We start from the raw sequence: 21,180 nt of genomic DNA, 5'->3' as shown, positions 1-21,180 counted from the left end.
CGTTCCGCTGCGGATGTCGTGCCAGGTCTCGTACATGTAGACCCGCGCCTCGGGATTGGCGCCGACGGCGAGGTCGTAGAAGCGCTTGGCGTAGCCGTAGGTGTCGGACCAGGTCAGGTGGTTCTGCAGCGGCACCGCCTCGGTCAGCACGACGGCTTCGTAGGCGCCGGTGGCGAGCGCCGCGCGCCCGTCCACGCCCTGCGCCTCGGACGAGTGGTCCCACTGCCAGCTCAGCGGCGCGCCGTTGATGACCTGCGCGTCGATCCGCCCGCCCGAGGGCGCGTCGTCGACCAGGTCGCGCAGCATCAGCGGCAGCGTCGTGCCGATCAGGCTGTGGCCGATCATCAGAACGTCGTCGGACAGGCGAAGGGCGGGCATGGGCGGGCTCCTGAGATGGGGGGCGGCTCGGCGGCCGTCGCCGCGGACGTTATCAGAGCGCCGTTGCAGCCCCAATTGGCGGTATCGCCCAAGAAATCGCCCCCCGCGGCGCGAAAATGGGGAGAAGCGGCATGACGACGCTGATCACCGGAGGCGCGGGCTACATCGGCAGCCACATGGCGCTGGCGCTGCTGGATCGGGGCGAGCGGCCCGTGATCCTGGACAACCTGTCCACGGGCGTGCGGGCGCTGATCCCGGCGCGGGCCGCCTTCGTCGAGGGCGATGTCGGCGACGCGGATCTGCTGCGTTGGCTGATCCGCCGCTACGGCATCGACGAGGTCGTGCACTTCGCGGGCTCGACGGTCGTGCCCGAATCGGTCGCGCAGCCGCTGGCCTATTACCGCAACAACGCCGCCGCCGCGCTGACGCTGCTGAGCGTGATGGAGGAATGCGGCGTCGAGCGGCTGGTCTTTTCATCGACGGCGGCCGTCTATGCGCCCAGCGACCGGCCCGTGGACGAGGACGCGCCCCTTGGCCCCGTCACGCCCTATGGCGCGTCCAAGCTGATGGTCGAGCGCATGATCCGCGACGCCGCCGCGGCCGGCATCCTGCGCGCGGGCGTGCTGCGCTATTTCAACGTCGCGGGCGCCGATGCGTCCGGGCGCGCGGGGCAGTCGACGCCGCGCGCGACGCATCTGATCAAGGCGGCGTGCGAGGCCGCATGCGGCCGGCGCGCGGCCCTGACCATCCATGGCGACGACTGGCCCACGCCGGACGGCACCGGCGTGCGCGACTACATCCATGTGCAGGACCTGATCGAGATCCACGCGCTGATGCTGCGCCGCCTGCGCGAAGGGGGCGGGACGACGACTCTCAACTGCGGCTATGGAAAGGGCGCGTCGGTGCGTCAGGTCATCGCCGCGGTCGAGCGCGCGGCCGGCCGGCGCGTGCCGGTCCAGATCGGCCCGCGCCGACCGGGCGACCTGGCGCAGGTCGTCGCGCGCGCCGATCGGGTGCGCGCGACGCTTGGCTGGCGGCCGCGAAACGACGAGCTGGACAGGATCGTGGGCAGCGCGCTGGCGTGGGAGGCGCGGGCGGGCCCCGCGCCCGCCCCGGTCAGCCCTTCTTGAGCACGCGGCGGCCCAGAAGCTCGGCGATCTGCACCGCGTTGAGCGCTGCGCCCTTGCGCAGGTTGTCCGAAACGCACCACAGGTTCAGGCCGTTGTCGATGGTCGGATCCTGCCGGATGCGGCTGACGAAGGTGGCGTAGTCGCCCACGCAGTCGACGGGCGTGACGTAGCCGCCGGGCTCGCGCTTGTCCACGACCAGGACGCCGGGCGCCTCGCGCAGGATCTCGCGCGCCTCGTCCTCGTCCAGATGGTCCTCGAACTCGATGTTCACGGCCTCGGAATGCCCGACGAACACCGGCACGCGCACGCAGGTCGCGGTCAGCTTGATGGACGGGTCGAGGATCTTTTTCGTCTCGACCGTCATCTTCCACTCCTCCTTCGTCTGCCCGTCCTCCATGAACACGTCGATGTGCGGGATGACGTTGAAGGCGATCTGCTTGGGGTAGACCTTGGGCGCGACCTCCTGGCCGGGCACGTAGATGCCCTTGGTCTGGTTCCACAGCTCGTCCATCGCCTCCTTGCCCGAGCCCGACACCGACTGGTAGGTCGAGACCACCACGCGCTTGATGCGCGCGCGGTCGTGCAGCGGCTTGAGCGCAACCACCAGCTGCGCGGTCGAGCAGTTGGGGTTGGCGATGATGTTCTTCTTCGCGTAGCCCTCGATCGCGTCGGGGTTCACCTCGGGCACGATCAGCGGCACGTCCGGATCGTAGCGGTAGAGCGACGAGTTGTCGATCACCACGCAGCCGGCGGCCGCGGCGCGGGGCGCGTATTTCTTCGTCGCCTCCGAGCCGATGGCGAACAGGGCGATGTCCCAGCCGGCGAAGTCGAAAGTGTCGATGTCGCGGACGGTCACGGTCTTGTCGCCGAAGCTGCATTCGACGCCGGTCGATTTGCGCGAGGCGAGCGCGGCGATCTCGTCGACGGGGAACTCGCGCTCGGCGAGGATGTTCAGCATTTCGCGGCCCACATTGCCCGTGGCGCCTGCGACGACGACCCTGTAACCCATCTCCTTGGGACTCCTGAAAATGACGTTTCGCCGCCCGGCCCCGCGGCGCAGGGCGGACGACGGCGCGGTTTACCGCTTTCGACGCCGGATTGGAACCGCAAACGCGCCGGGCGCGGCGTCAGAGCCCCTCGACGATGGTCAGCGTGGCTTCGCCGGCGTTCTCGCGATGCTTGCGGGCGGCCTGGTATTCGGGCGAGCCGTAGCAGTCCAACGCCTGCTGATAGCTGGCGAAGCGGATCACGACGTGACGCTCGCGCCCCTGGGCGCCTTCCAGCTCGGCATGGCGGCCGCCGCGGGCCAGGAACTCGGCGCCGTATTTCTCGAAGGCCGCGCGGGCGCCCTCGACGTAGCGCGCATAGCTTTCGGGATCGGTGACGTGGACATGGGCGATCCAGTAGCCCGGTTTCTGCGACATGCGGCTCCTCCCTTGCGAATTCCCGGATGCGAGTTGTCAGAACAGCGAGCCCTGCCCGCCATCGGGCGCGGCGGCGCGGCGCGGGGCCGGGCGGGGCGGGGGCGCGTCGCCCTCGATGCGGGCGGGGCGCGCGCCGTCGTGCAGCTCGATCGCCACGCGCATGCCCGCGCGCAGCGCCGCCGCCGAGGTGACGGGCGCGCCGTCTTCGTCGCGGATCACGGCGAAGCCGCGCGCCAGCGTGCCCTTGTAGGAATAGCTTTCGAGCAGCCGCGCGGCCTTGTCCAGCCGGTCGCGCGGCCTTTGCGTCAGCGCGTCCGCCGCGCGGTCGAGCCGCCGCGACAGGTCGGCCAGCATCCGCCCCTCGCGCGCCAGGCGCGGGCTCAGCCGCTCGGGACGCGCGCGCGCCGACAGCTCGTCCAGCCGCCGCGCGGCGTCGCGCAGAAGGCGCCGCATGGCGGGGGCGCGCCGCCCGTCAAGAGCCTGCAGCGCGCGCCGGCGCTCGCGCGCGGCGCCGGCCAGCAGGGCCGGGCCGAAGCGCGCCGCCGCGCCGCGCGCCATCTCGCCGCGCTTGGCATGGGCGAAGGCGATGAGCGCGCGCGGCAGGCGCGCGGCCAGCATGTCGAGCCGCTGCGCGCGCTCGGCCATGAGCTGCTCGGGCCGGGGCAGCGCGCGCGCCAGGTCGCGCAGGCGCCGGGCGCTTTCCTCGAGCCGACGATTCATCGCGCGCAGGCGCCGCTCCTCCAGCCCGGCCAGGGCGGCCAGCAGTTCGGCGCGCACGGGCACGGCCATTTCCGCCGCGGCCGTCGGGGTCGGCGCGCGCCGGTCTGCGGCGAAGTCGATCAGCGTCGTGTCGGTCTCATGCCCGACGGCCGAAATCAGCGGGATGCGGCTTTCGGCGGCCGCGCGGGCGACGATCTCTTCGTTGAAGCCCCAAAGATCCTCGATCGAGCCGCCGCCGCGCGCCACGATCAGCACGTCGGGGCGGGGAACGGGCCCGTCGGGTGGCAGGGCGTTGAAGCCGCGGATGGCGCGGGCCACCTGCTCGGCGCAGCCCTGGCCCTGGACCGCGACGGGCCAGAGCAGCACGCGGCGCGGGAAGCGGTCGCGCAGGCGATGCAGGATGTCGCGGATCACCGCCCCCGAAGGCGAGGTGATCACGCCGATCACCTCGGGCAGATAGGGCAGGGGCTTCTTGCGCGCGGCGTCGAACAGGCCCTCGGCGGCCAGCGCCTTCTTCAGCCGCTCGAGCTTGGCCAGCAGCGCGCCCTCGCCGGCATAGGCCATGTCCTCGACCACCAGCTGATAGCGCGAGGCCCCCGGAAAGGTGGTCAGGCGGCCGGTGACCACCACCTCGTCCCCCTCCTGCGGCTGGATCGACAGGCGCGCGGCCACCCCGCGCCAGATCACGGTCGCGAGGACGGCGGATTCGTCCTTCAGGTCCAGATAGACATGACCCGAGCGCGGGCGCGAGACGCGCCCCACCTCGCCGCGCACGCGCACATGGCCAAAGCCGCTTTCGATGGTCTTCTTGACCGCGGCGGACAGCTCGGAAACCGAGAGCTCGGGCAGATTCGCGCGCGCGGTCGGGGCTTCGAACAGGTCTGACATGGCGCGCAGACTAGCGCCGCCCGACGCGCCCGGCCAGCGCGAAAGCGCGCCTCAGACGCCGGCGCCCGAGGGCGCGCAGGACAGCGGGCGCGACGAGGCGCCGACGACCCGCAGAATGGCCGCGTCGTCGCCCTCCAGCGTGGCCAGAAGGCCCTGTTCGTCGCGCGCAAAGCGCCAGCACAGCTCGCGATCGGGCGCATCGGCATAGGTGAAGCACGCCGCCTGGCCGCGCGCCCGCCAGGCGCCGCGAACGCAGCGGCCGGCCGCATCCTGCCAGATGACCCTCCCGCCCGGCAGATATTGCTCGGCTCCCACGATGCGCGCGGGATCCTCCGCCGCGGCGAAGCGCAGCGTGCGGCCTTCGGCGAATGCGCGGAACTCGTCGGGCGAGGTCGCGCGCGGCTGCGCCGCCGCGGCAGCGGCGAGGCACAGGCTCAGAACTGTTGCGGCGCGAGACCTCATGGCGGCTCCCAGGCTGACGGCGCATTCTAGCGCGCCGCGCGGCGGCGGAAAGCCCGGCCTTGCCAGCGCCGCGCGCGGGCCTTAGCTGTGCCGCGGACGGGGCAGGAGCGCGCCATGACCACCCAACGACCCGACTGGATCGACCGATGGGCCCGCCGCGGGCCGTGGCTTGTCCTGGCCTATGTCGCGGCGCTTGCGGCGCTGCGGCTGTGGCTGTCGCCCCATCTGGAGGTCGACGAGGCGCATTTCGTCGGGCAGACCGACCTTCGGATGGCTTACGGCAACTCGCACCCGCCGCTCTACAACTGGTTGATGCACGTTGCGCTGGCGCTGACGGGCGGGGCTTGGGCGCCGGCCGCGGCGGCGGTCAAGTTTCCGCTGCTCGCCGCCTTTCACCTGCTGACATGGGACGCGGCGCGCAGGCTTGGCGGCTCGCGCGCGGCCCTGGGCGCGCTGGCCGCCTCCGCCTTCCTGCCGCAGATCGTGTGGATGTCGGCCTTGACGCTGACCCATTCGGTGCTGGTCCTGGCCTCCGCCGCGGCGGTCGTGCATGCGGGTGCGCTTCTGGCCCTGCGCCCGCCAGAGCGCCGACATCCGCGCCTTTGGCTCTGGTTCGGCGCCGCCATGGCCCTCGGCGCAATGTCCAAATACAGTTTCGCGCTGTTCCTGGGGCCTTACCTGGCGGCGCTGTGGATGGGGCGCGAGACGCGAGGGATCATCGCCGATCGCCGCGTCGCGATCAGCGCCGCGGTCTTCGCGGTTCTGGCGGGGCCGTCCCTGATCGCGGCTTCGCTTCAGATGCGCCAGAGCACGGCGCGCATGTCCAAGCTGTTCTCGACCGAGGGCGCGACCAGCGGTCTCGATCTTCCCGGGATCGGGCTGGACGGGTTCCTGTCCCTGCTGCAGGCGGGCGCGGCATGGGCGGGGCCCGCCCTGATCGTGTGGTGGCTGGCGCGGCGGGGCGCCGCGCCCGCGCCCGCATTTCCCGATCGGCGCGCGGACGCCTATGTGCAGGCGCTGGGCCGGACCATGCTTGCGTCCCTAGCCGTCTTCGCGGCGATCGTTCTTGCGGGCGACATGCACCGGGTGCGCGAGCGCTACCTCACGCCCGCGCTCGCCGCGTTGCCGGTGTGGCTGGCGGCGGCGCGGCCCCTTGACGCGCCTCGGCTGCGCGCCCTGGCGCGCCTGGCGGCGTTCGCCTACGTCATGGCGCTTGTCGGCGTCGCGGGCGTGACGACGTTCTCCGCGCACCGTCTGGCATATCCATACGACGCCCTCGCGGCGCAGATCGCCGAGCGCGCCAACGTCGAGGGCGCGGTCATCGTCGGCGCGCGCCATGTCGACGGCGCCAACCTTGCGCTCGCCCTGCAACGCCGAGGGTTGGACGTTCGGGCCGCCGAGGCGCCGTGGCCGGGGCAGCCCGAGCCCGCCGGGCGCCAGGTGCTGGTGTGGGAGGGGCGCGGCCCGCGGCCGGCGTCGCTGCGCGATCGCAGGGCCGCCGAAGGCCCGCCTTTCGTCGTCTCGGCCCCGCTCGCCAACCGATCGGGCGCGGTCGCGGCGTTTTCGGTCGAGATCGTTCCCCCAGCCGGCCACGTCAGGTGAGCGGCCCCAGATGCGCCTCCATGGCCTCGCGCATGTCGGCGACGCTGAAAGGCTTGGCCACGAAATGGTCGACCACGCCCTCGACCGCCTGATCCCGGTAGGCGTCCGACGTGGCCAGAAAGACCGGTATGCGGTTGAACACCGGATGCGCCTTGATCTTCTGCGCCAGCTCGACGCCGCTCAGACCCGGCATGTTCAGGTCCGAGATGACGATGTCGAACATCTTCGAGCCCATCATCTGAAGCGCCGCATCGCCTGACGCCGCCAACGAAACGTCGATGACGCCAAGCTTTTTCAGGCACTGGCGCGCAAGCCCGCGCATCGTTTGCTGGTCGTCGACGACAAGAACCTTGAGCGTCTTGGCGGCAGGCATGTGTTTCTCCTACTTCGCGGCTTGAGAAATGAGAGGAAGCGTGACGACGGAAACGATCTTCTGCGCTATCTCATCCAGGTCGATCTCCTCATCCACCGCGCCCAGCTCGGCCGCGGCGCGCGGCATGCCGTAAACCACGCAGCTGTCGCGGCTTTGCCCGATGCAGTAGGCCCCCGCGTCCCGCATGGCCTTCAGGCCCGCCGCGCCGTCGCGCCCCATTCCCGTCATCAGCACGCCCAGCGCGTCGCTGCCTGCACTTTGCGCGACAGAGTTGAATAGAACGTCAACGGAGGGACGGTGCCCGCTGACCGGCGGCCCATCGGAAAGCCGCACCCTGTAGTGCGGGGCGCGGCCGGACACGGTCAGATGTCGGTCGCTCGGCGCAAGGCGAATCATGCCCGGCGCAAGGACCTCGCCTTCTTCCGCAGGCGCGACGTCGCGCGAAAGCTGGTGCGCCAGACGATGGGCGAGGCGTTCCAGGTAGCCCGGCGGCATGTGCTGCGTGATCACGATCGGCGGCATGTCGGCGGGCAGTTGCGCCAGCACCGAAGAGATGGCCCCCACGCCGCCCGTCGATGCGCCGATGGCGATGAGACGTCGCCCATGCGCCGACGCCGTCGGGCGAATCGCGCGAGGCGTCGAGGGCGCGGGCCGGAACCCGGGGAGCCGGGCATGGCGAGCGCCCCGGACCTTGTCGCGCAGCGCGCGCGCAAAGCCCTCCATGTCGCTGCGCCGGGCAGGTTTCGCGACGACGTCCAGCGCCCCGGCCTGGAGCGCCTGAATCGTGGCGCTCGCCCCGCTGACGGTATGCGACGACACGATGATCACGGGCATCGGCCGCGATCGCATCAGGCGTTCGAGAAAGGTGATGCCGTTCATGCCCGGAAGCTCGACGTCCAGCGTTATGACGTCCGGAGCAAGCCTGGGGATGAGCGCTCGGGCTTCTTCCGCGTCGCATGCCGCGCCGACGACGTCGATGTCGCCGTCCGCTGCGAGCATTCGCTTCAGAAGCGCGCGCATGAGGGCGCTGTCGTCCACGATCAGGACGCGCGGCCGGGGGGAGATCGACCGGGCGCTCATTCGAACAGCTCGATTCCGCCTGCGCGTCGGGCGCTGACGCGCTCTTCGATCGCGCGCCGCGCGACGGCGCTTTCGTCCATCGCCGCCGATCGCGCCAGACGTTGAACAAGAACGCGTCCGGTCGAAGGGAAGAAGAACACGCGGCGCGGCCGCTCGCCGCCAAGATCTTCGGCCAGAACGGAAATCCCCTCGGTGCTCAGATATGCCTTGACGAAACGGCCGTTGCGATCCCCGACCGTGTCGTCCTTGCCCGAGTCGACGACGCGGGCGCCGCCGAAGATCTTCGCCTCAAGCCGATCCTTCCTTCCGCCGCGGCGGAGGATCTCGTTGATCAGAAGCTCCATGGCGAAGACGCCGTAGCGCGCCGAGCGCAAATCGCCCGCCGCCTCGGATGCGGGAAGGATGAAGTGATTCAGTCCGCCGATGCCGGCGTCGCGATCGCGGATGCAGGCGGCGACGCAGGATCCGAGCAGGGTCGAGATGGCGGCATCCGCATTCGTGACATGATAGTTGCCGGGCAGCACGGTGATGACCTTGGCATTGACCCTTGGGTCGAAATGGGCCGTTTGGTCGGCGAGAGCCAAGGCTTTCATGCGCGCCTCCGGTAGATGGTTCGGCCGACCGGCTCGAGCATGGGATGATCGGACATCAAGGCTTCCGAGTGTCCCAGATAGAGAAAGCCGCCGGAGGTCAGCTTGCCCGTGAAGCGGTCGACAAGCCGCGCTTTGTCTTCCGCGTCGAAGTAGATCAGAACATTGCGGCAGAAGATCGCGTCGAATGCGCCCTGCATGGGCCACTGCGCGAAAAGATTAAGCTGCCGGAAACGTATGGCGTCGCGGGCGGGGCCGATGATCTCGACCTCGCCCCGGCCGACGCTGCGCATGCATTTCGAGCGGAGAGCCGGGGGCGCCTCCTCGACCTGGTCGGCGGCATAGATCGCGCGCTTCGCGCGGCCCAGAACGCGCGTGTCGATGTCCGTGGCCAGGATCTTCACGTCGAGACCGGCCTCCAGCGCCGGGAGCATCGTCATGGCGATGGAGTAGGCCTCGGCCCCGTTCGAGCATCCCGCCGACCAAAGGCGCACCCTGGGCGGGCGTTTTCGCAGGACATTCTGCAGAAGCTCCGAGGCCAGATGCTCGAAATGGTGCCTTTCGCGGAAGAACGACGTCAGGTTCGTCGTCAGCGCGTTGACGAATTCGGTGCGCTCATCGACGCCGTCCGGCCCGGAGACAAGGTCGAGATACTCCTTGAAGTTGTCGAGTCCGAGGGCTTTGAGGCGCCGCGCCAGTCGCGACTGCACCAGGCTGATCTTGTGCGGCGCCAGGACGATGCCCGCGAGCTGGCGAAGAAGCGCGGCCGCCCGCCGGAAGTCCTCTTCGGAGATCCTTGCGTCATGAGCGCATGTGCGCTCGCGGCGTTGCGCATGCAGCGCCGTCATGCTCAGAACTCCGACCAGTCTTCGTCGTCGACGACCGCAAGGTCCGCCGCCGCCGCCCCGCCTGCGCCGGGCGTCGCCTTGGCCGCGGGCGCGGCCGCGATGCGCTCGGGCTTGGCAGGTTTGGGCGAGCGCGCGCCGCCAGGCTGGGCGCCGGTCTGGAAGAAGCTCACCAGGTCAAGCAGCCATTCGGTTTCGTTCTGCAGCGCGCGGGCCGATTTCGCGCTTTCCTCGGCCATGGCGGCGTTCTTCTGCGTCATCTCGTCGATATGCGCGACCGCGCTCGAGATTTCCTGGACGCCGGTGGATTGCTCTTCGCTCGCGGTGGAGATGTCATCGATCGTTTCCGCGACGCGCGCGATGGACGCGACGATTTCGCTCAGCGCTGCGCCGGTTTGCTTGACCAGCGAGACGCCCTCGTCGACATGGGTCGAGCTGTCATGGATCAGAGCGGTGATGTCCTTGGCCGCCTTGCTGGATCGCTGGGCCAGGGTTCGGACCTCGGCCGCGACCACGGCGAAGCCCTTGCCCGCTTCGCCGGCGCGGGCGGCCTCGACCGCGGCGTTGAGCGCAAGCAGGTTGGTCTGGAAGGCGATCGCCTCGATGACGCTGATGATGTCCGAAATCTTGGCCGAGCTGCTTTCGATGCGCGACATGGCGCCGACTGCGCGCTCCATGATCTCCTTGCCGCTCTCGGCCCTTTCCGCCGCGCCGCGCGCCAGTTCGGTCGCCTGTCGGGCGTTGTCCGCATTGGCCTTCACGTTGGCGGTCATTTCTTCCATCGTGGCGGCGGTTTCCTCGAGCGACGCCGCCTGCGATTCGGTTCTGCTCGACAGAGCCGCCGCGTCTTCGGCGATCTTGCGCATGCCTTCGCCCATTCCGGTGGCGCTGCGCATGATGTTCTGCACGGTTTCGGCGAACTTTTCGTTCATCCGGTTCACGGCGGCCGCCAGCTCGAGGAACGCGCCCTGGCCCGTTTCGGGCATGCGCTCGACCAGGCGGCCCGAGGCGTTCGCCTTCAGCACGCGCTCGAGGTCCGTGAAGAATGCCTGCGTGGTTTCGCAGATGCGGTTGATGCCGACGGCCGCATCCTTCATGAAACCATCGGCCTTCGCCAGGTTGACCCGCCGCGAGAAGTCGCCGCGCGACACGGCGTCGATGACCGTCGCGACCTGCCGTTCCATGGCCTCGACGTCGGTCAGATCCTTCCAGTCGAGCGAATAGCCGAGCGGAACCCCGTTGCGGTCCTTGACGGGGGTGACGGCGAAGGCCAGCGATCGTTCGCCGAGACGGAATTTTCCCTTGAAGGATCCTTCGAGGGCGCTCAGCCGCTTGCGAATGGCGACGGCGTCGCGATGGAAGATGTCGATGTTGCGGCCGACGATCGAGCGCGCCTCGAAGTCGGGAATGCGCTTTTTCAGCTCGTCTTCGCATTTCTCCAGCATCGAGATGAACGACTGGTTGGCGAAGATGATGTTGAAGTCCGCGTCGGCGATGGTCACCAGCGAATCGCTGGCGTCAATGGCGGAGACGAGGCGCTGGGTTTCCTGGGATTTCTCGTGGATCACGTGAAGCGACCGAGCAAGGTCGCCAAGCTCGTCGGAGCGCTGGAGCCCCGGGGGCACGACGTCCTCGCCTTCCGCAAGGCGCGAGACCGCCGCCGCGATGCCCCTGATCGGACGGGAAAATCCGCGCGCGCCCAGCCAGCCAAGCAGGGCGACCAAGGCCAGCGCCGGCGCCATCGCCATGGTCATGTCGATGATGTTCTGTCGGGTTGCCGCCAGAGCCTTGTCCAAAGGTTGCGTCGTCTGCACGAACCAGCTCAGCCCGCGATGACTTGCCGCGGCGATGGCGACGGCCGCGCTGCTTCCGTCGGACATGCTGACGATCCTGGCCGGAATCTCCCCCGAGCGGGCCTCTTCGAGCATCTGCGCGAGCGCTTCTTCGGGAACGGTGGGCTTGCCCGAGGGAGCGCGGGTCAGATACTCGCCGTCGGCGTTGCGCAGGATGACCTGAACGCCGGTCAGAACGTCGGACTGCGCCTTGACGAGCGAATTCAGATTCTCCTTCGAAAGACGCAGCACGATGGCGCCGCCGAAGCTGTTCTTCGGACCATTGACCGAGATCGCGGCGAAGCCGGCCTCGCGCGGGCCGGCAGGGTAGGCGCCGTATTCCGAGAAGCGGATTTCGCCGCCGCGTCCCGAGCCGCCGAGATCGTTCAGCAGGCTTGCAAGCGGCGACGAAGAGTATTCGGGCGCGGAAAGGCTGGCGCCCAGATCCTTGCGCGCTCCGGTCGAGAAGAAGATGCGCCCCTCCTTGGATACGAAGAGGAGATCCTGATACCCGCCAGAGTCGGCGAAGGACTTGAGCGTGTCGATGAACCGACCATATGCGATGGCGTAGGGGGAAATTCCGTCCATCCCCTGGCCCTTCGCCGCGGCGCGCAGCGCCTCGGGCCCGCCGGGCTGCTGCAGGTGGGCCGAGTAGAGCTCCTGGAAAGCCGATCCGCCGAACGGGCTCGAGGCAAGGAAAGCCAGATCCTTGTCCACGGCCGCGGCCTCGCGCTTGATTTGCGTGCGGCTGCGCTTGGCCGTGGCGACGATGTTCTCCTTCAGCTCCTGCTCGGCATTGCGTTTGGTCGAGACCACGGCGACCGCGCCGACCAGAAGGCTGCACAGCAATGCCGCGCCGGCCGTCGCGGCGGTCATCTTGGTCGTAACGTTCAGGCGGCCCAGGCGCGGGAGTCTTGCGATCATGTCCTTGCCTCTTTCACTTGCCGAGATCAGGCGGCGTTCTCGCTGTTCGCCGCGAACAGGCCTTCGAGATCCAGCAGCGAGACCAGCCCCGCTTCGGTGTTCACAAGCCCGGAGATGGCCTTCTCGTCGGCGCCGCCGACGCCGGCGGGGACGGGGCGGACGTCGTCGGGGCTTACGGTGATGATGTCGGAGACCGCGTCGACAAGAATTCCGATGGTCTGCTGGCCGATCCATACGATCACGACCACATGCGTATCGGTCGCTTCGGTCAGCGGGCCGCCGAAACGCGCGCGCAGGTCATGCACGGGCACGATGGTGCCGCGCAGGTTGAGCACGCCGCGCGTGTAGGCGGGCTGGTTGGGCAGCATCGTCGCGGGCGTCCATTGCTTGATTTCGCGGACGCTGACGATGTCGACGCCATAGGTGCGGTCGCCGACCATGAAGGTCACATATTGCTTCTGCCCGCTGCGCGGGGCGTCCGCTTCGGGCGCAGCGGCGCTGTCGGTCCTGGTCAATGCACCGTCTCCTGTTGCATGGTTCTGCGGGGAAGGCCCAGGCTTGCCAGCGAGGGCACGTCGAGGATCAGAGCGACCCTGCCATCGCCAAGTATCGTGGCGCCGGAAACGCCGTCGATGCGTTTGAAGTTCGTCTCGAGACTCTTGAGGACCACGTGACGCTGGCCGATCAGCTCGTCGACGAGCAGCGCCACATGCCCGTCCGTTTCGGTGTCGGCGACGACGGCCATCGTCTCGGGCGCGTCCGCCGGAGGCAGGCCAAGCGTCTTGCGCAGCGAGATCAGCCGCAGATACGCGCCTCGCACGCCGATCATGCGCGAGCCGTCATGCATCTCGCGAACGTCGCAGTCCTCGAGCCTGACCGCCTCGATCACGCTCGAAAGCGGCAGCACGAAGCGTTCGGAGCCCACGCGGATGGTCATGCCGTCGAGCACGGCCAGGGTGAGCGGCAGCGTGATCGTGAATTCGGTTCCCTTGCCCGGCTCGCTGCGCACGGTGCAGCGTCCGCCGAGTGACTGGATCTTCTTTTTCACCACGTCCATGCCGACGCCGCGGCCGGACACCGACGACACCTTCTCGGACGTCGAGAAGCCGGGGTGGAAGATCAAGGCGTCGATTTCCTCGGGGGTCAGGGATTCGCCCGGACCGACCAGACCGCGCTCCATCGCCTTGGCGAGAACGCGGTCCCGGTCGATCCCGCGGCCGTCATCGGTGATCTGGATGATCACCCGTTCGCCCCGGTGTTCGGCCGAAAGGTGAATGACCCCTTCCTCGGGCTTGCCGGCGGCGCGTCGTTCTTCCGCGCTTTCAAGCCCATGATCCATCGAGTTGCGCAGCATGTGCGTGAGGGGCTCGGTAAGCTCCTCGATGACCGTTGTGTCGACCTCGGTGTTCTCGCCCGAGATGACCAGCCGCGCCCTCTTGCCCAAGGTTTCCGACAGGTCGCGGACGATGCGCGGCATCCGGCTGAAAACGCTTTTCACCGGCTGCGCCCGGATCGTCATCACGCTTTCCTGAAGCTCGCGCGTCTGACGATTGAGAGCCTCGAGCGAGTGGCCGGCCTCCAGCGTCATGGCGCCGTCGATTTCGGCCAGCTTCTGAGCCAGGACGGCCTGCGTGATGACGATCTCGCCGACGAGATTGACGAGCTTGTCCACCCGCGCCAGGTCGACCCGCAAGGAGCGCGCGACGCCGCTGCCGCTCTTCTTTGCGGAGGCGGCGGGCTGCGGCGGCGGTTGCTTCCTGGCGGCGGGCTCGGTCGGCGTCGGCGGGTCGGTCGGCTCTGTCGGCGTCTCTCCGTCCAGACGCTCGATGCTGGCCGCATCGGCGCAGACATCGAAGAACGCGTCGATTTCGGCGTCGGGGCGGTCGGTGTCGAAAGTCAGCGTCCAGACGAACGGGCAGGCTTCGAAGCTCAGATCGCTCAGGGGGGGCGCCTCGCCCTCGACCTCTGCGGACATCAGTCCGAGCTCTCGAGCGGCGCGGAAGATCCGCAACGGATCGTGCCCTCGGGCGAAGAAATCGGGGCCGGGGGCGAAGCGGATGCGGATCTCGCGCGAGGCGGCCTCGCCCATCTGGGACGCGGATTCGGCCGCCGGCTCGGGTTCCGGCTGCGGCTTCGGCGCGGCCTCGGCGCCGAGCTGCGCGGCGACCTCTTCCAGTTCCGCCTTGACGCGCGGCACGATCGCCTCCGGTTCGCCGCCTCCCTGGCTGGCGAGCTCGACGAGATGGGCCATCGCGTCTCCGGCGCGGACCAGGATCATGGCGAGGTCCGGCGTGGTTTCCAGCCGCCCCGAGCGGATCCCGTCCATCACGGTCTCGAAGATATGGGCGAAGCCGATCAGGTCGGTGAAGCCGAAGGCGGCGGCCCCTCCCTTGACCGAATGAACCGCCCGGAACGCGGCGTTGATCGTCTCGGGATCCTCGTCGCCGTCGGCGATGCGGTCGAGCTGCTCCTGAAGATCGCCGAGCAGGTCCGCGCATTCGGCGAAGAACAGGGCTTCGTAGTCCTCGTCTTCTTCCATGGGCGGCTCCTATCGTTCAGGCGAGGCGCGCGACCAGAGAAAGGATCTGATCGGGATCGAACGGTTTGGCGATCCAGCCCGTCGCCTTGACCTGGCGCGCGCGATCCTTGAGCTCCTGCGCCGTTTCGGTCGTCAGCAGCAGCATGGGCAGGCCGCGTCCCTCGGGCTCTCGGCGGGCGGCCTCGATGAAGTCGAGGCCGTTCATGCGGGGCATGTTGAGGTCGGTGATCACGATGTCCGGCTTGTGGGCGCGCAGCTGCTCGAGCGCCTCGACGCCGTCCGAGGCTTCGATCACGTCGTGCCCGCCGCTGCGCAGGCAGTCCACGAGCATGTTGCGCAGGGCGCGGGTGTCATCGACGGCGAGAACGAGGCTCATTGGCGAAACTCCAGCTTCATCAGGTCCTGAAAGAACCCCAGGTCGGAAAATGCATCGACGAAGGCGGGGCTGGGCTGAGCGACCGCGGTGGTCAGCCCGGCCTTCTCCCGCTCGCGAATCGCGGCGACGAGGACGACGACGCTGGAGGCGGCGATCTCCTCGACGGCGCTGGCGTCGATCGCCAGCTCGGGGTCCGCGGCGCGCGGGCGCAGCTGCGCCAGAAGCTCCTCGGCTTCGGGCAGGCGGGATTTCGGGGGCAGCCGGAGCGGCTCCGGCATCGACGTTTCCTGGCTCATTGCATCGGTCCGCTGACTTCGATCAGTTCGCGCAGCCTTGACTGCAGGACGGGGTCGGGCGGGACGGTAAGCTTCACGGCCTTTCGCCCGTCGGCGGCCCCGAGCCGGCCGCGCGCCAGCTGCTTGCCGTCGCTTTCGAAGGCGAGCTCGACGTCCTCGCGGCATTTCTCGTCCAAGGGGATGACGACGCCCGGGGCGAGATCCTCGATCTGGCCGACCGTCAGCCGCAGGCGCTTGAGCACGCTGCGCACGCGCACCGGCGCCTGGGCGGCCGCCCGCGCCATGTGCTCGGACCACAGGTCGGCCTTGTCGGGCTCTTCAAGCGCGGCTTCGGGTTGGGCGGACGCCTTGTAGGCGTCGAGGACGGAAAGGGGCAGGACTAGATCGAATTCGCCGCTGCGGGCCGCTTCTCCGATGTCGAGGCTGAGCCGCAGACGCAGAACGTCCGAATGCTCGGGCGCGATTCGCACCATGGTGACGTGCTGCTCGAAATGGCTGAAGGACATCTTGCCCTTCACGCCGGCGCCCAGGTGGAGCTCCAGCGCCGACTCGAAGGCCTCGATCATCGCGACGACGAAGTCCTCGCAGAGCGCCGAATCGATGGCGGTGATCGAGCGCGCTGTGGGAATCGGCGCATCTTCCGGGTCGCCGCCCATGCGCAGATCCACGACGTGGTAGACGAGGTCGCCCGAAAGGTTGACCAGCGCCGAATTCTTCGAGCCGCGCACCGGCAGGATGCCGATCATCGCGGGCACGGCGATTTCCTCAAGCACCTGCTGCATCTTGAGGATTTCGGCCTCCAGAAGGATGCCGCCGACGATGGTGCGCAGCAGGTGGCGCATTCTTTCGTCCAGAAGCTTGGCGAAGTTTTCGCCGATGATCTCGACGCCCTTGACGGGCGCGCGGCCGACGCGGCGGCCGCCAAGCTTCTTTCGGAGCACGCTCTCGGTCTGGGTCATGAATCGCCGTTCTCCAACTGATCGGCGGCCATGTTCCATTGCGGAGCTTGCGAAGTGCTTAACGCGGAAATTTCAGCGTTTGCAAAAGGTTAATGGCGTGGAAGGGGAACAGCTCGGTAACGAATGGGGGGCAGATTGGCGCTCGGGTGAGTGAAATTGCATGGGGAGCATCGCCATGGCCAAACCGGGCGATCAGGGCGTCACGATCATCAAGCGCAAGAAGGCCGGCGGGGGCGATGGGCACCACGGCGGCGCGTGGAAGGTGGCGTATGCGGACTTCGTGACCGCGATGATGGCGTTCTTTCTGCTGATGTGGCTGCTGAACGCGACCACCGAGGACCAGCGCAAGGGGCTGGCCGAATATTTCGACCCGAAGGTGCCCATCGCCAAGATCTCGGGCGGCGGCGCGGGCGTGTTCGCCGGCGACAGCGTGTTCTCGGAGGACGCGCAGGCCAAGAGCGGCACCGGCGCCACCGACCGTCGCCCGTCCGAGGAGAACGCCGCCATGGGCCGCAGCGGGGCCGAGACCCAGCCCGAGCGGAGCGACAAGACCGGCTACGGCATGGCCGAGATGGAAAACCTGTTCATGGGCATGAGCGGGGAAAGCGACGTCGAGGATCCCGATCTGCGCCATGTCCGCACCCAGGTGAAGGATGAGGGGCTGATCATCGAGCTGTTCGACGTCGAGGGGCAGCCCCTGTTCGCCGCGGGCTCGGCCGAGCCCTCGCCCAGGATGCGCGCCTTGCTCGAGATGGTCGGGCATGTGGCTTCGAAGGTCGTCAACGACGTCGCCATCGAGGGTCACACCGACGCGACGCCGTTCACTGGCGGCGGCTACGGAAACTGGGAGCTGTCCTCGGATCGCGCCCATGCCGCGCGCAAGATCCTGGTCGACGCCGGCGTCGCGCCCGAACGGATCGCGCGCGTCACCGGCAAGGCCGACCGCGAGCCCGCGGTGAAGGACGATCCCTTCAGCCCGCGCAACCGGCGCATCGTCATCAAGATCCTGCGCAGCGATCTCAAGCGCTGACGTCCCGCCGCGCCCCGCGCCTTCGCCGGCGCGGGGCGTTTTTCGTCGTGGAAAAGAAACGAATGTTCATTTATAAGCCGTATCAGGGAGGATCGGCATGGCGCGGCGAATCGGCTCGAGCGGAGCGCAGACGGCGGACAGCCTGGCGAAGGCCGCGCTTCGGCTGTTCGCGCGCCATGGCTACGCCGCGGTGTCGATGAGGATGATCGCGCGCGAGGTCGGCGTCCAGCCCGGCGCGCTCTACAACCATGTCGGCTCGAAGCAGGATCTGTTGCGCGACCTGATGATCGGTCACATGACCGAGCTGATGAAGGCCTTTCGCGCGCAGCCCCTTCCCGAAGATCCGGCCGCCGCGCTCGAAGCCTTCACGCGCTTTCACGTCCGCTTTCACATCGACCGCGCCGACGCGGTGTTCATCTCCTACATGGAGCTGCGCAGCCTCGAGCCCGAGAACTTCCGCGCCGTCGAGCGCCTGCGCCAGGAATACGAGGGAATCCTGCGCGGCATTCTCGAGCGCGGCGCGCGGGCCGGGGTCATGCATGCGCCCGATCCGCCGGTCGCCGCGCGGGCGATCATCTCGATGCTGACCGGCGTCACCCACTGGTTCCGCGAAGGCGGGCGCCTGACCGCTCGCCAGATCGAGGACATCTACACCGACATGGTGGCGCGCAGCGTCAGCGCGCGCCCGGCCGCAGACGGGGCGTCCGCGCCCGACGACACGCCCAAAGACACGGAGAGAACCGCATGTTCCACGCAAGCATGAACTTCGCCCTCGGCGAAGAGATCGAGGCGATCCGCCAGGCAACCCACCGCTGGGCGCAGGAGCGCGTCGCGCCGATCGCGCACGAGATCGACCGCAGCAACGAATTTCCGGCGCATCTGTGGAAGGAGATGGGCGATCTGGGCCTGCTCGGCATCACGGTCGAGGAGGAATACGGCGGCCTCGGTCTGGGCTATCTGGCCCATGCCGTGGCGGTCGAGGAGGTGGCCCGCGCCTCGGCCTCGGTGGCGTTGAGCTACGGCGCGCATTCGAACCTTTGCGTCAACCAGATCCGCCTCAACGGCACGCCCGAGCAGAAGCGCAAGTATCTGCCCAAGCTGATCTCGGGCGAGCATGTGGGCGCGCTGGCCATGTCCGAGGCGGGCGCGGGCTCGGACGTGGTGTCGATGAAGCTGCGGGCCGAAAAGCGCAACGACCGCTACGTGCTCAACGGCTCGAAATACTGGATCACCAACGGCCCCGACGCCGACACGCTGGTCGTCTACGCCAAGACCGACCCCGAGGCCGGGCCGCGCGGCATCACCGCCTTCATCATCGAGCGCGGCATGAAGGGCTTCTCGACCTCGCCCCATTTCGACAAGCTGGGGATGCGCGGCTCGAACACCGGAGAGCTGATCTTCGAGGATTGCGAGGTGCCCTTCGAAAACGTCCTCGGGCGCGAGAACGAGGGCGTCAAGGTGCTCATGTCCGGCCTCGATTACGAGCGCGTCGTGCTGTCGGGCATCGGGGTCGGGCTGCTCAACGCCATGCTCGACCACGTCATGCCCTACATGCACGAGCGCAAGCAGTTCGGCCGCCCGATCGGCGAATTCCAGCTGATGCAGGCCAAGATCGCCGACATGTACACCGCCATGAACACCGCGCGCGCCTATCTTTACGCCGTCGCCGCCAGCTGCGACCGCGGCGAGGTCACGCGCCAGGACGCGGCGGCCTGCGTGCTCTACTGTTCCGAGGCCGCGATGCAGCAGGCGGTGCAGGCGGTGCAGGCCTTCGGCGGCGCCGGCTATCTGAACGACAGCCCCGTCAGCCGCATCTTCCGCGACGCCAAGCTGATGGAGATCGGCGCCGGCACGTCGGAAATCCGCCGCATGCTGTGCGGGCGCGAGCTGATGAAGGTCACCGCGCCGTAAGGCGGGGCCGTCCGGCGGGCGCGGGCCCAAGATCGCCCCGCCCCGCCGCCATGCGCAAACCGGGCCGCGCCCGGCCCCGAGCAGGAGAACGAGGCGCTCATGACCGTTCTGAAATCGAACTTCGCCGCCGGTTCCGAGCAGGCGCGCGCCAACCGCGCCGCGCATCTGGAGGCGCTCGAGCAGATCCGCGCCGCGGCCGAGGCCGCGCGCGCCGGCGGCGGTCCCGAGGCGCTGGCGCGCCATGTGGCGCGCGGCAAGCTGCCCCCGCGCGAGCGGGTCGAGGCGCTGCTCGATCCCGGCGCGCCGTTCCTCGAGATCGGCGCCCTGGCCGCGCACGGGATGTATGACGGCGCGGCGCCCGGCGCGGGCGTCATCGCCGGCGTCGGCCGCGTCGAGGGGCGCGAGGTCATGGTCGTGTGCAACGACGCCACGGTCAAGGGCGGCACCTACTTCCCCATGACCGTCAAGAAGCACCTGCGCGCGCAGGAGATCGCCGAGCAATGCGGCCTGCCCTGCATCTACCTGGTGGACAGCGGCGGCGCCAACCTGCCCCAGCAGGACGAGGTGTTCCCCGACCGCGACCATTTCGGGCGCATCTTCTTCAACCAGGCGAACATGTCGGCCAAGGGAATCCCGCAGATCGCGGTGGTCATGGGCTCATGCACCGCGGGCGGCGCCTATGTGCCGGCGATGTCGGACGTGACGATCATCGTCAAGGAGCAGGGCACGATCTTTCTGGCCGGTCCGCCGCTGGTCAAGGCCGCCACCGGCGAGGTGGTCACCGCCGAGGAGCTGGGCGGCGGCGACGTGCACACGCGCCTGTCCGGCGTCGCCGACTACCTGGCCGAGGACGACCGCCACGCCCTGGCGCTGGCCCGGCAGGCGGTGCGCAACCTCAACCGCCCCAAGCCCGCCACGGTCGAGCTGCGCGCCGCCGAGCCGCCGGCCTACGACCCGGACGAGATCCTGGGCGTCGTGCCTGCCGACCTCAAGACGCCCTACGACATCCGCGAGGTGATCGCGCGCGTGGTCGACGGCTCGCGGCTGGACGAGTTCAAGGCCCGCTTCGGCACGACCATCGTGTGCGGCTTCGCCCATGTCGAGGGCATGCCCTGCGGCATCATCGCGAACAACGGCATCCTCTACTCGGAAAGCGCCGCCAAGGCCGCCCATTTCGTCGAGCTGTGCTCGCAGCGCAAGATCCCGCTGATCTTCCTGCAGAACATCACCGGCTTCATGGTCGGGCGAAAATACGAGGCCGAAGGCATCGCCCGCCACGGCGCCAAGATGGTCACCGCCGTGGCGACGACGCAGGTCCCCAAGATCACCATGCTGGTCGGCGGCAGCTTCGGCGCGGGCAATTACGGCATGTGCGGGCGCGCCTACTCGCCGCGCTTCCTGTGGAGCTGGCCGAACTCGCGCATCTCGGTCATGGGCGGCGAGCAGGCGGCCGGCGTGCTGGCCACGGTCCGGCGCGAGGGCATCGAGCGCAAGGGCGGAACCTGGTCGCCCGAGGAGGAAGAGGCCTTCAAGCGCCCCATCATCGAGCAGTTCGAGCGCCAGGGCCACCCGCTCTACGCCTCGGCGCGGCTGTGGGACGACGGCGTGGTGGACCCGCGCCGGACGCGCAAGGTGCTGGCGCTGTCGCTGTCCGCGGCGCTGAACGCGCCCATTCCCGAGACGCGCTTCGGCGTGTTCCGCATGTGATGGCGGGCGCGGCGCGCGATCGCGGGGGCCGGCCGCCGCCTTGCGCGCCGCGCCGGGGCGCGCCCCCGGCGGTTCCGGCGCGCCGGCGCGGCCGACATGACCGGCAGGCGCGCC

Annotated in this window: 20 protein-coding genes and 1 pseudogene; 6 read left to right on the top strand and 15 right to left on the bottom strand. The window is 69.0% G+C overall.

Annotation, left to right across the window (positions count from 1 at the left end):
* Positions 1 to 378, bottom strand: a pseudogene (locus tag LY05_RS14240) (hypothetical protein); the annotation flags it as partial.
* A 131-nt stretch (positions 379 to 509) separates the two neighbouring features.
* Here LY05_RS14240 and galE point away from each other — a divergent pair.
* Complete coding sequence (gene galE / locus LY05_RS14235) at positions 510 to 1,508, top strand: UDP-glucose 4-epimerase GalE (protein ID WP_148923589.1); 999 nt, start codon at positions 510 to 512, stop codon at positions 1,506 to 1,508.
* Here galE and LY05_RS14230 read toward each other — a convergent pair.
* The 4 genes from LY05_RS14230 to LY05_RS14215 all read right to left on the bottom strand — a co-directional run bounded on the left by LY05_RS14230 (position 1,495) and on the right by LY05_RS14215 (position 5,002).
* On the bottom strand, positions 1,495 to 2,517 hold the full coding sequence (locus LY05_RS14230; protein WP_148923588.1) for an aspartate-semialdehyde dehydrogenase: 1,023 nt from the start codon (positions 2,515 to 2,517) through the stop codon (positions 1,495 to 1,497). The two genes, galE and LY05_RS14230, sit on opposite strands and share 14 nt — an antisense overlap.
* A gap of 118 nt (positions 2,518 to 2,635) precedes the next feature.
* Complete coding sequence (locus tag LY05_RS14225) at positions 2,636 to 2,932, bottom strand: DUF1330 domain-containing protein (protein ID WP_072747137.1); 297 nt, start codon at positions 2,930 to 2,932, stop codon at positions 2,636 to 2,638.
* Positions 2,933 to 2,968: 36 nt separating this feature from the next.
* A complete protein-coding gene (xseA, locus tag LY05_RS14220; RefSeq protein ID WP_148923587.1) occupies positions 2,969 to 4,540 on the bottom strand; it encodes an exodeoxyribonuclease VII large subunit in 1,572 nt (523 codons plus the stop codon).
* 51 nt (positions 4,541 to 4,591) lie between these two features.
* The gene (locus LY05_RS14215; RefSeq protein ID WP_072747139.1) at positions 4,592 to 5,002 is read right to left on the bottom strand and encodes a hypothetical protein; all 411 of its coding nucleotides are present in this window, start codon (positions 5,000 to 5,002) and stop codon (positions 4,592 to 4,594) included.
* Positions 5,003 to 5,116: 114 nt separating this feature from the next.
* On the opposite strand from LY05_RS14215, the gene LY05_RS14210 reads away from it, so the two are divergent.
* Complete coding sequence (locus tag LY05_RS14210) at positions 5,117 to 6,604, top strand: ArnT family glycosyltransferase (RefSeq protein WP_148923586.1); 1,488 nt, start codon at positions 5,117 to 5,119, stop codon at positions 6,602 to 6,604.
* Here the strand turns inward: LY05_RS14210 and LY05_RS14205 are convergent.
* The 10 genes from LY05_RS14205 to LY05_RS14160 all read right to left on the bottom strand — a co-directional run bounded on the left by LY05_RS14205 (position 6,597) and on the right by LY05_RS14160 (position 16,418).
* Positions 6,597 to 6,977, bottom strand: coding sequence for a response regulator (locus LY05_RS14205; protein ID WP_072747141.1), 381 nt, complete (start codon positions 6,975 to 6,977; stop codon positions 6,597 to 6,599). The genes LY05_RS14210 and LY05_RS14205 overlap by 8 nt on opposite strands.
* Before the next feature lie 9 nt (positions 6,978 to 6,986).
* A complete protein-coding gene (locus tag LY05_RS14200) occupies positions 6,987 to 8,057 on the bottom strand; it encodes a protein-glutamate methylesterase/protein-glutamine glutaminase (RefSeq protein WP_249041957.1) in 1,071 nt (356 codons plus the stop codon).
* On the bottom strand, positions 8,054 to 8,650 hold the full coding sequence (locus LY05_RS14195) for a chemoreceptor glutamine deamidase CheD (RefSeq protein ID WP_148923585.1): 597 nt from the start codon (positions 8,648 to 8,650) through the stop codon (positions 8,054 to 8,056). The genes LY05_RS14200 and LY05_RS14195 overlap by 4 nt, the downstream gene beginning before the upstream one ends.
* The gene (locus tag LY05_RS14190) at positions 8,647 to 9,495 is read right to left on the bottom strand and encodes a CheR family methyltransferase (RefSeq protein ID WP_148923584.1); all 849 of its coding nucleotides are present in this window, start codon (positions 9,493 to 9,495) and stop codon (positions 8,647 to 8,649) included. The genes LY05_RS14195 and LY05_RS14190 overlap by 4 nt, the downstream gene beginning before the upstream one ends.
* Positions 9,496 to 9,497: 2 nt before the next feature.
* Entirely contained in the window at positions 9,498 to 11,234 is a 1,737-nt protein-coding gene (locus LY05_RS15470) for a methyl-accepting chemotaxis protein (RefSeq protein ID WP_249041959.1), read from the bottom strand.
* Positions 11,235 to 12,274: 1,040 nt separating this feature from the next.
* A complete protein-coding gene (locus LY05_RS15465; RefSeq protein WP_245728493.1) occupies positions 12,275 to 12,763 on the bottom strand; it encodes a chemotaxis protein CheW in 489 nt (162 codons plus the stop codon).
* Positions 12,760 to 14,787 carry a chemotaxis protein CheA gene (locus LY05_RS14175; protein ID WP_148923582.1) on the bottom strand — a complete coding sequence of 676 codons (2,028 nt, stop codon included), beginning with the start codon at positions 14,785 to 14,787 and terminating at the stop codon, positions 12,760 to 12,762. Before LY05_RS14175 ends, LY05_RS15465 begins: the two co-directional genes overlap by 4 nt.
* A gap of 16 nt (positions 14,788 to 14,803) precedes the next feature.
* Positions 14,804 to 15,163, bottom strand: a complete 360-nt coding sequence (locus LY05_RS14170; RefSeq protein WP_148923581.1) for a response regulator — start codon at positions 15,161 to 15,163, stop codon at positions 14,804 to 14,806.
* Positions 15,160 to 15,441 carry an STAS domain-containing protein gene (locus LY05_RS15215; RefSeq protein WP_072747148.1) on the bottom strand — a complete coding sequence of 94 codons (282 nt, stop codon included), beginning with the start codon at positions 15,439 to 15,441 and terminating at the stop codon, positions 15,160 to 15,162. Before LY05_RS15215 ends, LY05_RS14170 begins: the two co-directional genes overlap by 4 nt.
* A 14-nt stretch (positions 15,442 to 15,455) precedes the next feature.
* Positions 15,456 to 16,418, bottom strand: a complete 963-nt coding sequence (locus tag LY05_RS14160; RefSeq protein WP_072747149.1) for a FliM/FliN family flagellar motor switch protein — start codon at positions 16,416 to 16,418, stop codon at positions 15,456 to 15,458.
* Positions 16,419 to 16,593: 175 nt separating this feature from the next.
* On the opposite strand from LY05_RS14160, the gene LY05_RS14155 reads away from it, so the two are divergent.
* From LY05_RS14155 to LY05_RS14140, 4 genes are all read left to right on the top strand, one after another.
* Positions 16,594 to 17,448, top strand: a complete 855-nt coding sequence (locus LY05_RS14155) for a flagellar motor protein MotB (protein ID WP_148923579.1) — start codon at positions 16,594 to 16,596, stop codon at positions 17,446 to 17,448.
* Positions 17,449 to 17,545: 97 nt separating this feature from the next.
* Complete coding sequence (locus LY05_RS14150) at positions 17,546 to 18,211, top strand: TetR/AcrR family transcriptional regulator (RefSeq protein WP_148923578.1); 666 nt, start codon at positions 17,546 to 17,548, stop codon at positions 18,209 to 18,211.
* Positions 18,193 to 19,359 carry an isovaleryl-CoA dehydrogenase gene (locus LY05_RS14145; RefSeq protein WP_072747151.1) on the top strand — a complete coding sequence of 389 codons (1,167 nt, stop codon included), beginning with the start codon at positions 18,193 to 18,195 and terminating at the stop codon, positions 19,357 to 19,359. Before LY05_RS14150 ends, LY05_RS14145 begins: the two co-directional genes overlap by 19 nt.
* Before the next feature lie 99 nt (positions 19,360 to 19,458).
* On the top strand, positions 19,459 to 21,066 hold the full coding sequence (locus LY05_RS14140; protein ID WP_148923577.1) for a carboxyl transferase domain-containing protein: 1,608 nt from the start codon (positions 19,459 to 19,461) through the stop codon (positions 21,064 to 21,066).
* Positions 21,067 to 21,180 lie beyond the last annotated feature (114 nt).

This window comes from Oceanicella actignis (assembly GCF_008124525.1).
Classification (GTDB): domain Bacteria; phylum Pseudomonadota; class Alphaproteobacteria; order Rhodobacterales; family Rhodobacteraceae; genus Oceanicella; species Oceanicella actignis.
The sequence above is the reverse complement of the archived record's forward strand: the minus strand, read 5'-3'. Positions and strand labels throughout refer to the sequence as shown.

What these genes read in the sequence shown, in the direction of transcription:
- galE (WP_148923589.1), top strand. Translation starts at nt 510, where the DNA reads ATGACGACGCTGATCACCGGAGGCGCGGGCTACATCGGCAGCCACATG.
- LY05_RS14230 (WP_148923588.1), bottom strand. Translation starts at nt 2,517, where the DNA reads ATGGGTTACAGGGTCGTCGTCGCAGGCGCCACGGGCAATGTGGGCCGC.
- LY05_RS14225 (WP_072747137.1), bottom strand. Translation starts at nt 2,932, where the DNA reads ATGTCGCAGAAACCGGGCTACTGGATCGCCCATGTCCACGTCACCGAT.
- xseA (WP_148923587.1), bottom strand. Translation starts at nt 4,540, where the DNA reads ATGTCAGACCTGTTCGAAGCCCCGACCGCGCGCGCGAATCTGCCCGAG.
- LY05_RS14215 (WP_072747139.1), bottom strand. Translation starts at nt 5,002, where the DNA reads ATGAGGTCTCGCGCCGCAACAGTTCTGAGCCTGTGCCTCGCCGCTGCC.
- LY05_RS14210 (WP_148923586.1), top strand. Translation starts at nt 5,117, where the DNA reads ATGACCACCCAACGACCCGACTGGATCGACCGATGGGCCCGCCGCGGG.
- LY05_RS14205 (WP_072747141.1), bottom strand. Translation starts at nt 6,977, where the DNA reads ATGCCTGCCGCCAAGACGCTCAAGGTTCTTGTCGTCGACGACCAGCAA.
- LY05_RS14200 (WP_249041957.1), bottom strand. Translation starts at nt 8,057, where the DNA reads ATGAGCGCCCGGTCGATCTCCCCCCGGCCGCGCGTCCTGATCGTGGAC.
- LY05_RS14195 (WP_148923585.1), bottom strand. Translation starts at nt 8,650, where the DNA reads ATGAAAGCCTTGGCTCTCGCCGACCAAACGGCCCATTTCGACCCAAGG.
- LY05_RS14190 (WP_148923584.1), bottom strand. Translation starts at nt 9,495, where the DNA reads ATGACGGCGCTGCATGCGCAACGCCGCGAGCGCACATGCGCTCATGAC.
- LY05_RS15470 (WP_249041959.1), bottom strand. Translation starts at nt 11,234, where the DNA reads ATGGCGCCGGCGCTGGCCTTGGTCGCCCTGCTTGGCTGGCTGGGCGCG.
- LY05_RS14175 (WP_148923582.1), bottom strand. Translation starts at nt 14,787, where the DNA reads ATGGAAGAAGACGAGGACTACGAAGCCCTGTTCTTCGCCGAATGCGCG.
- LY05_RS14170 (WP_148923581.1), bottom strand. Translation starts at nt 15,163, where the DNA reads ATGAGCCTCGTTCTCGCCGTCGATGACACCCGCGCCCTGCGCAACATG.
- LY05_RS15215 (WP_072747148.1), bottom strand. Translation starts at nt 15,441, where the DNA reads ATGCCGGAGCCGCTCCGGCTGCCCCCGAAATCCCGCCTGCCCGAAGCC.
- LY05_RS14160 (WP_072747149.1), bottom strand. Translation starts at nt 16,418, where the DNA reads ATGACCCAGACCGAGAGCGTGCTCCGAAAGAAGCTTGGCGGCCGCCGC.
- LY05_RS14155 (WP_148923579.1), top strand. Translation starts at nt 16,594, where the DNA reads ATGGCCAAACCGGGCGATCAGGGCGTCACGATCATCAAGCGCAAGAAG.
- LY05_RS14150 (WP_148923578.1), top strand. Translation starts at nt 17,546, where the DNA reads ATGGCGCGGCGAATCGGCTCGAGCGGAGCGCAGACGGCGGACAGCCTG.
- LY05_RS14145 (WP_072747151.1), top strand. Translation starts at nt 18,193, where the DNA reads ATGTTCCACGCAAGCATGAACTTCGCCCTCGGCGAAGAGATCGAGGCG.
- LY05_RS14140 (WP_148923577.1), top strand. Translation starts at nt 19,459, where the DNA reads ATGACCGTTCTGAAATCGAACTTCGCCGCCGGTTCCGAGCAGGCGCGC.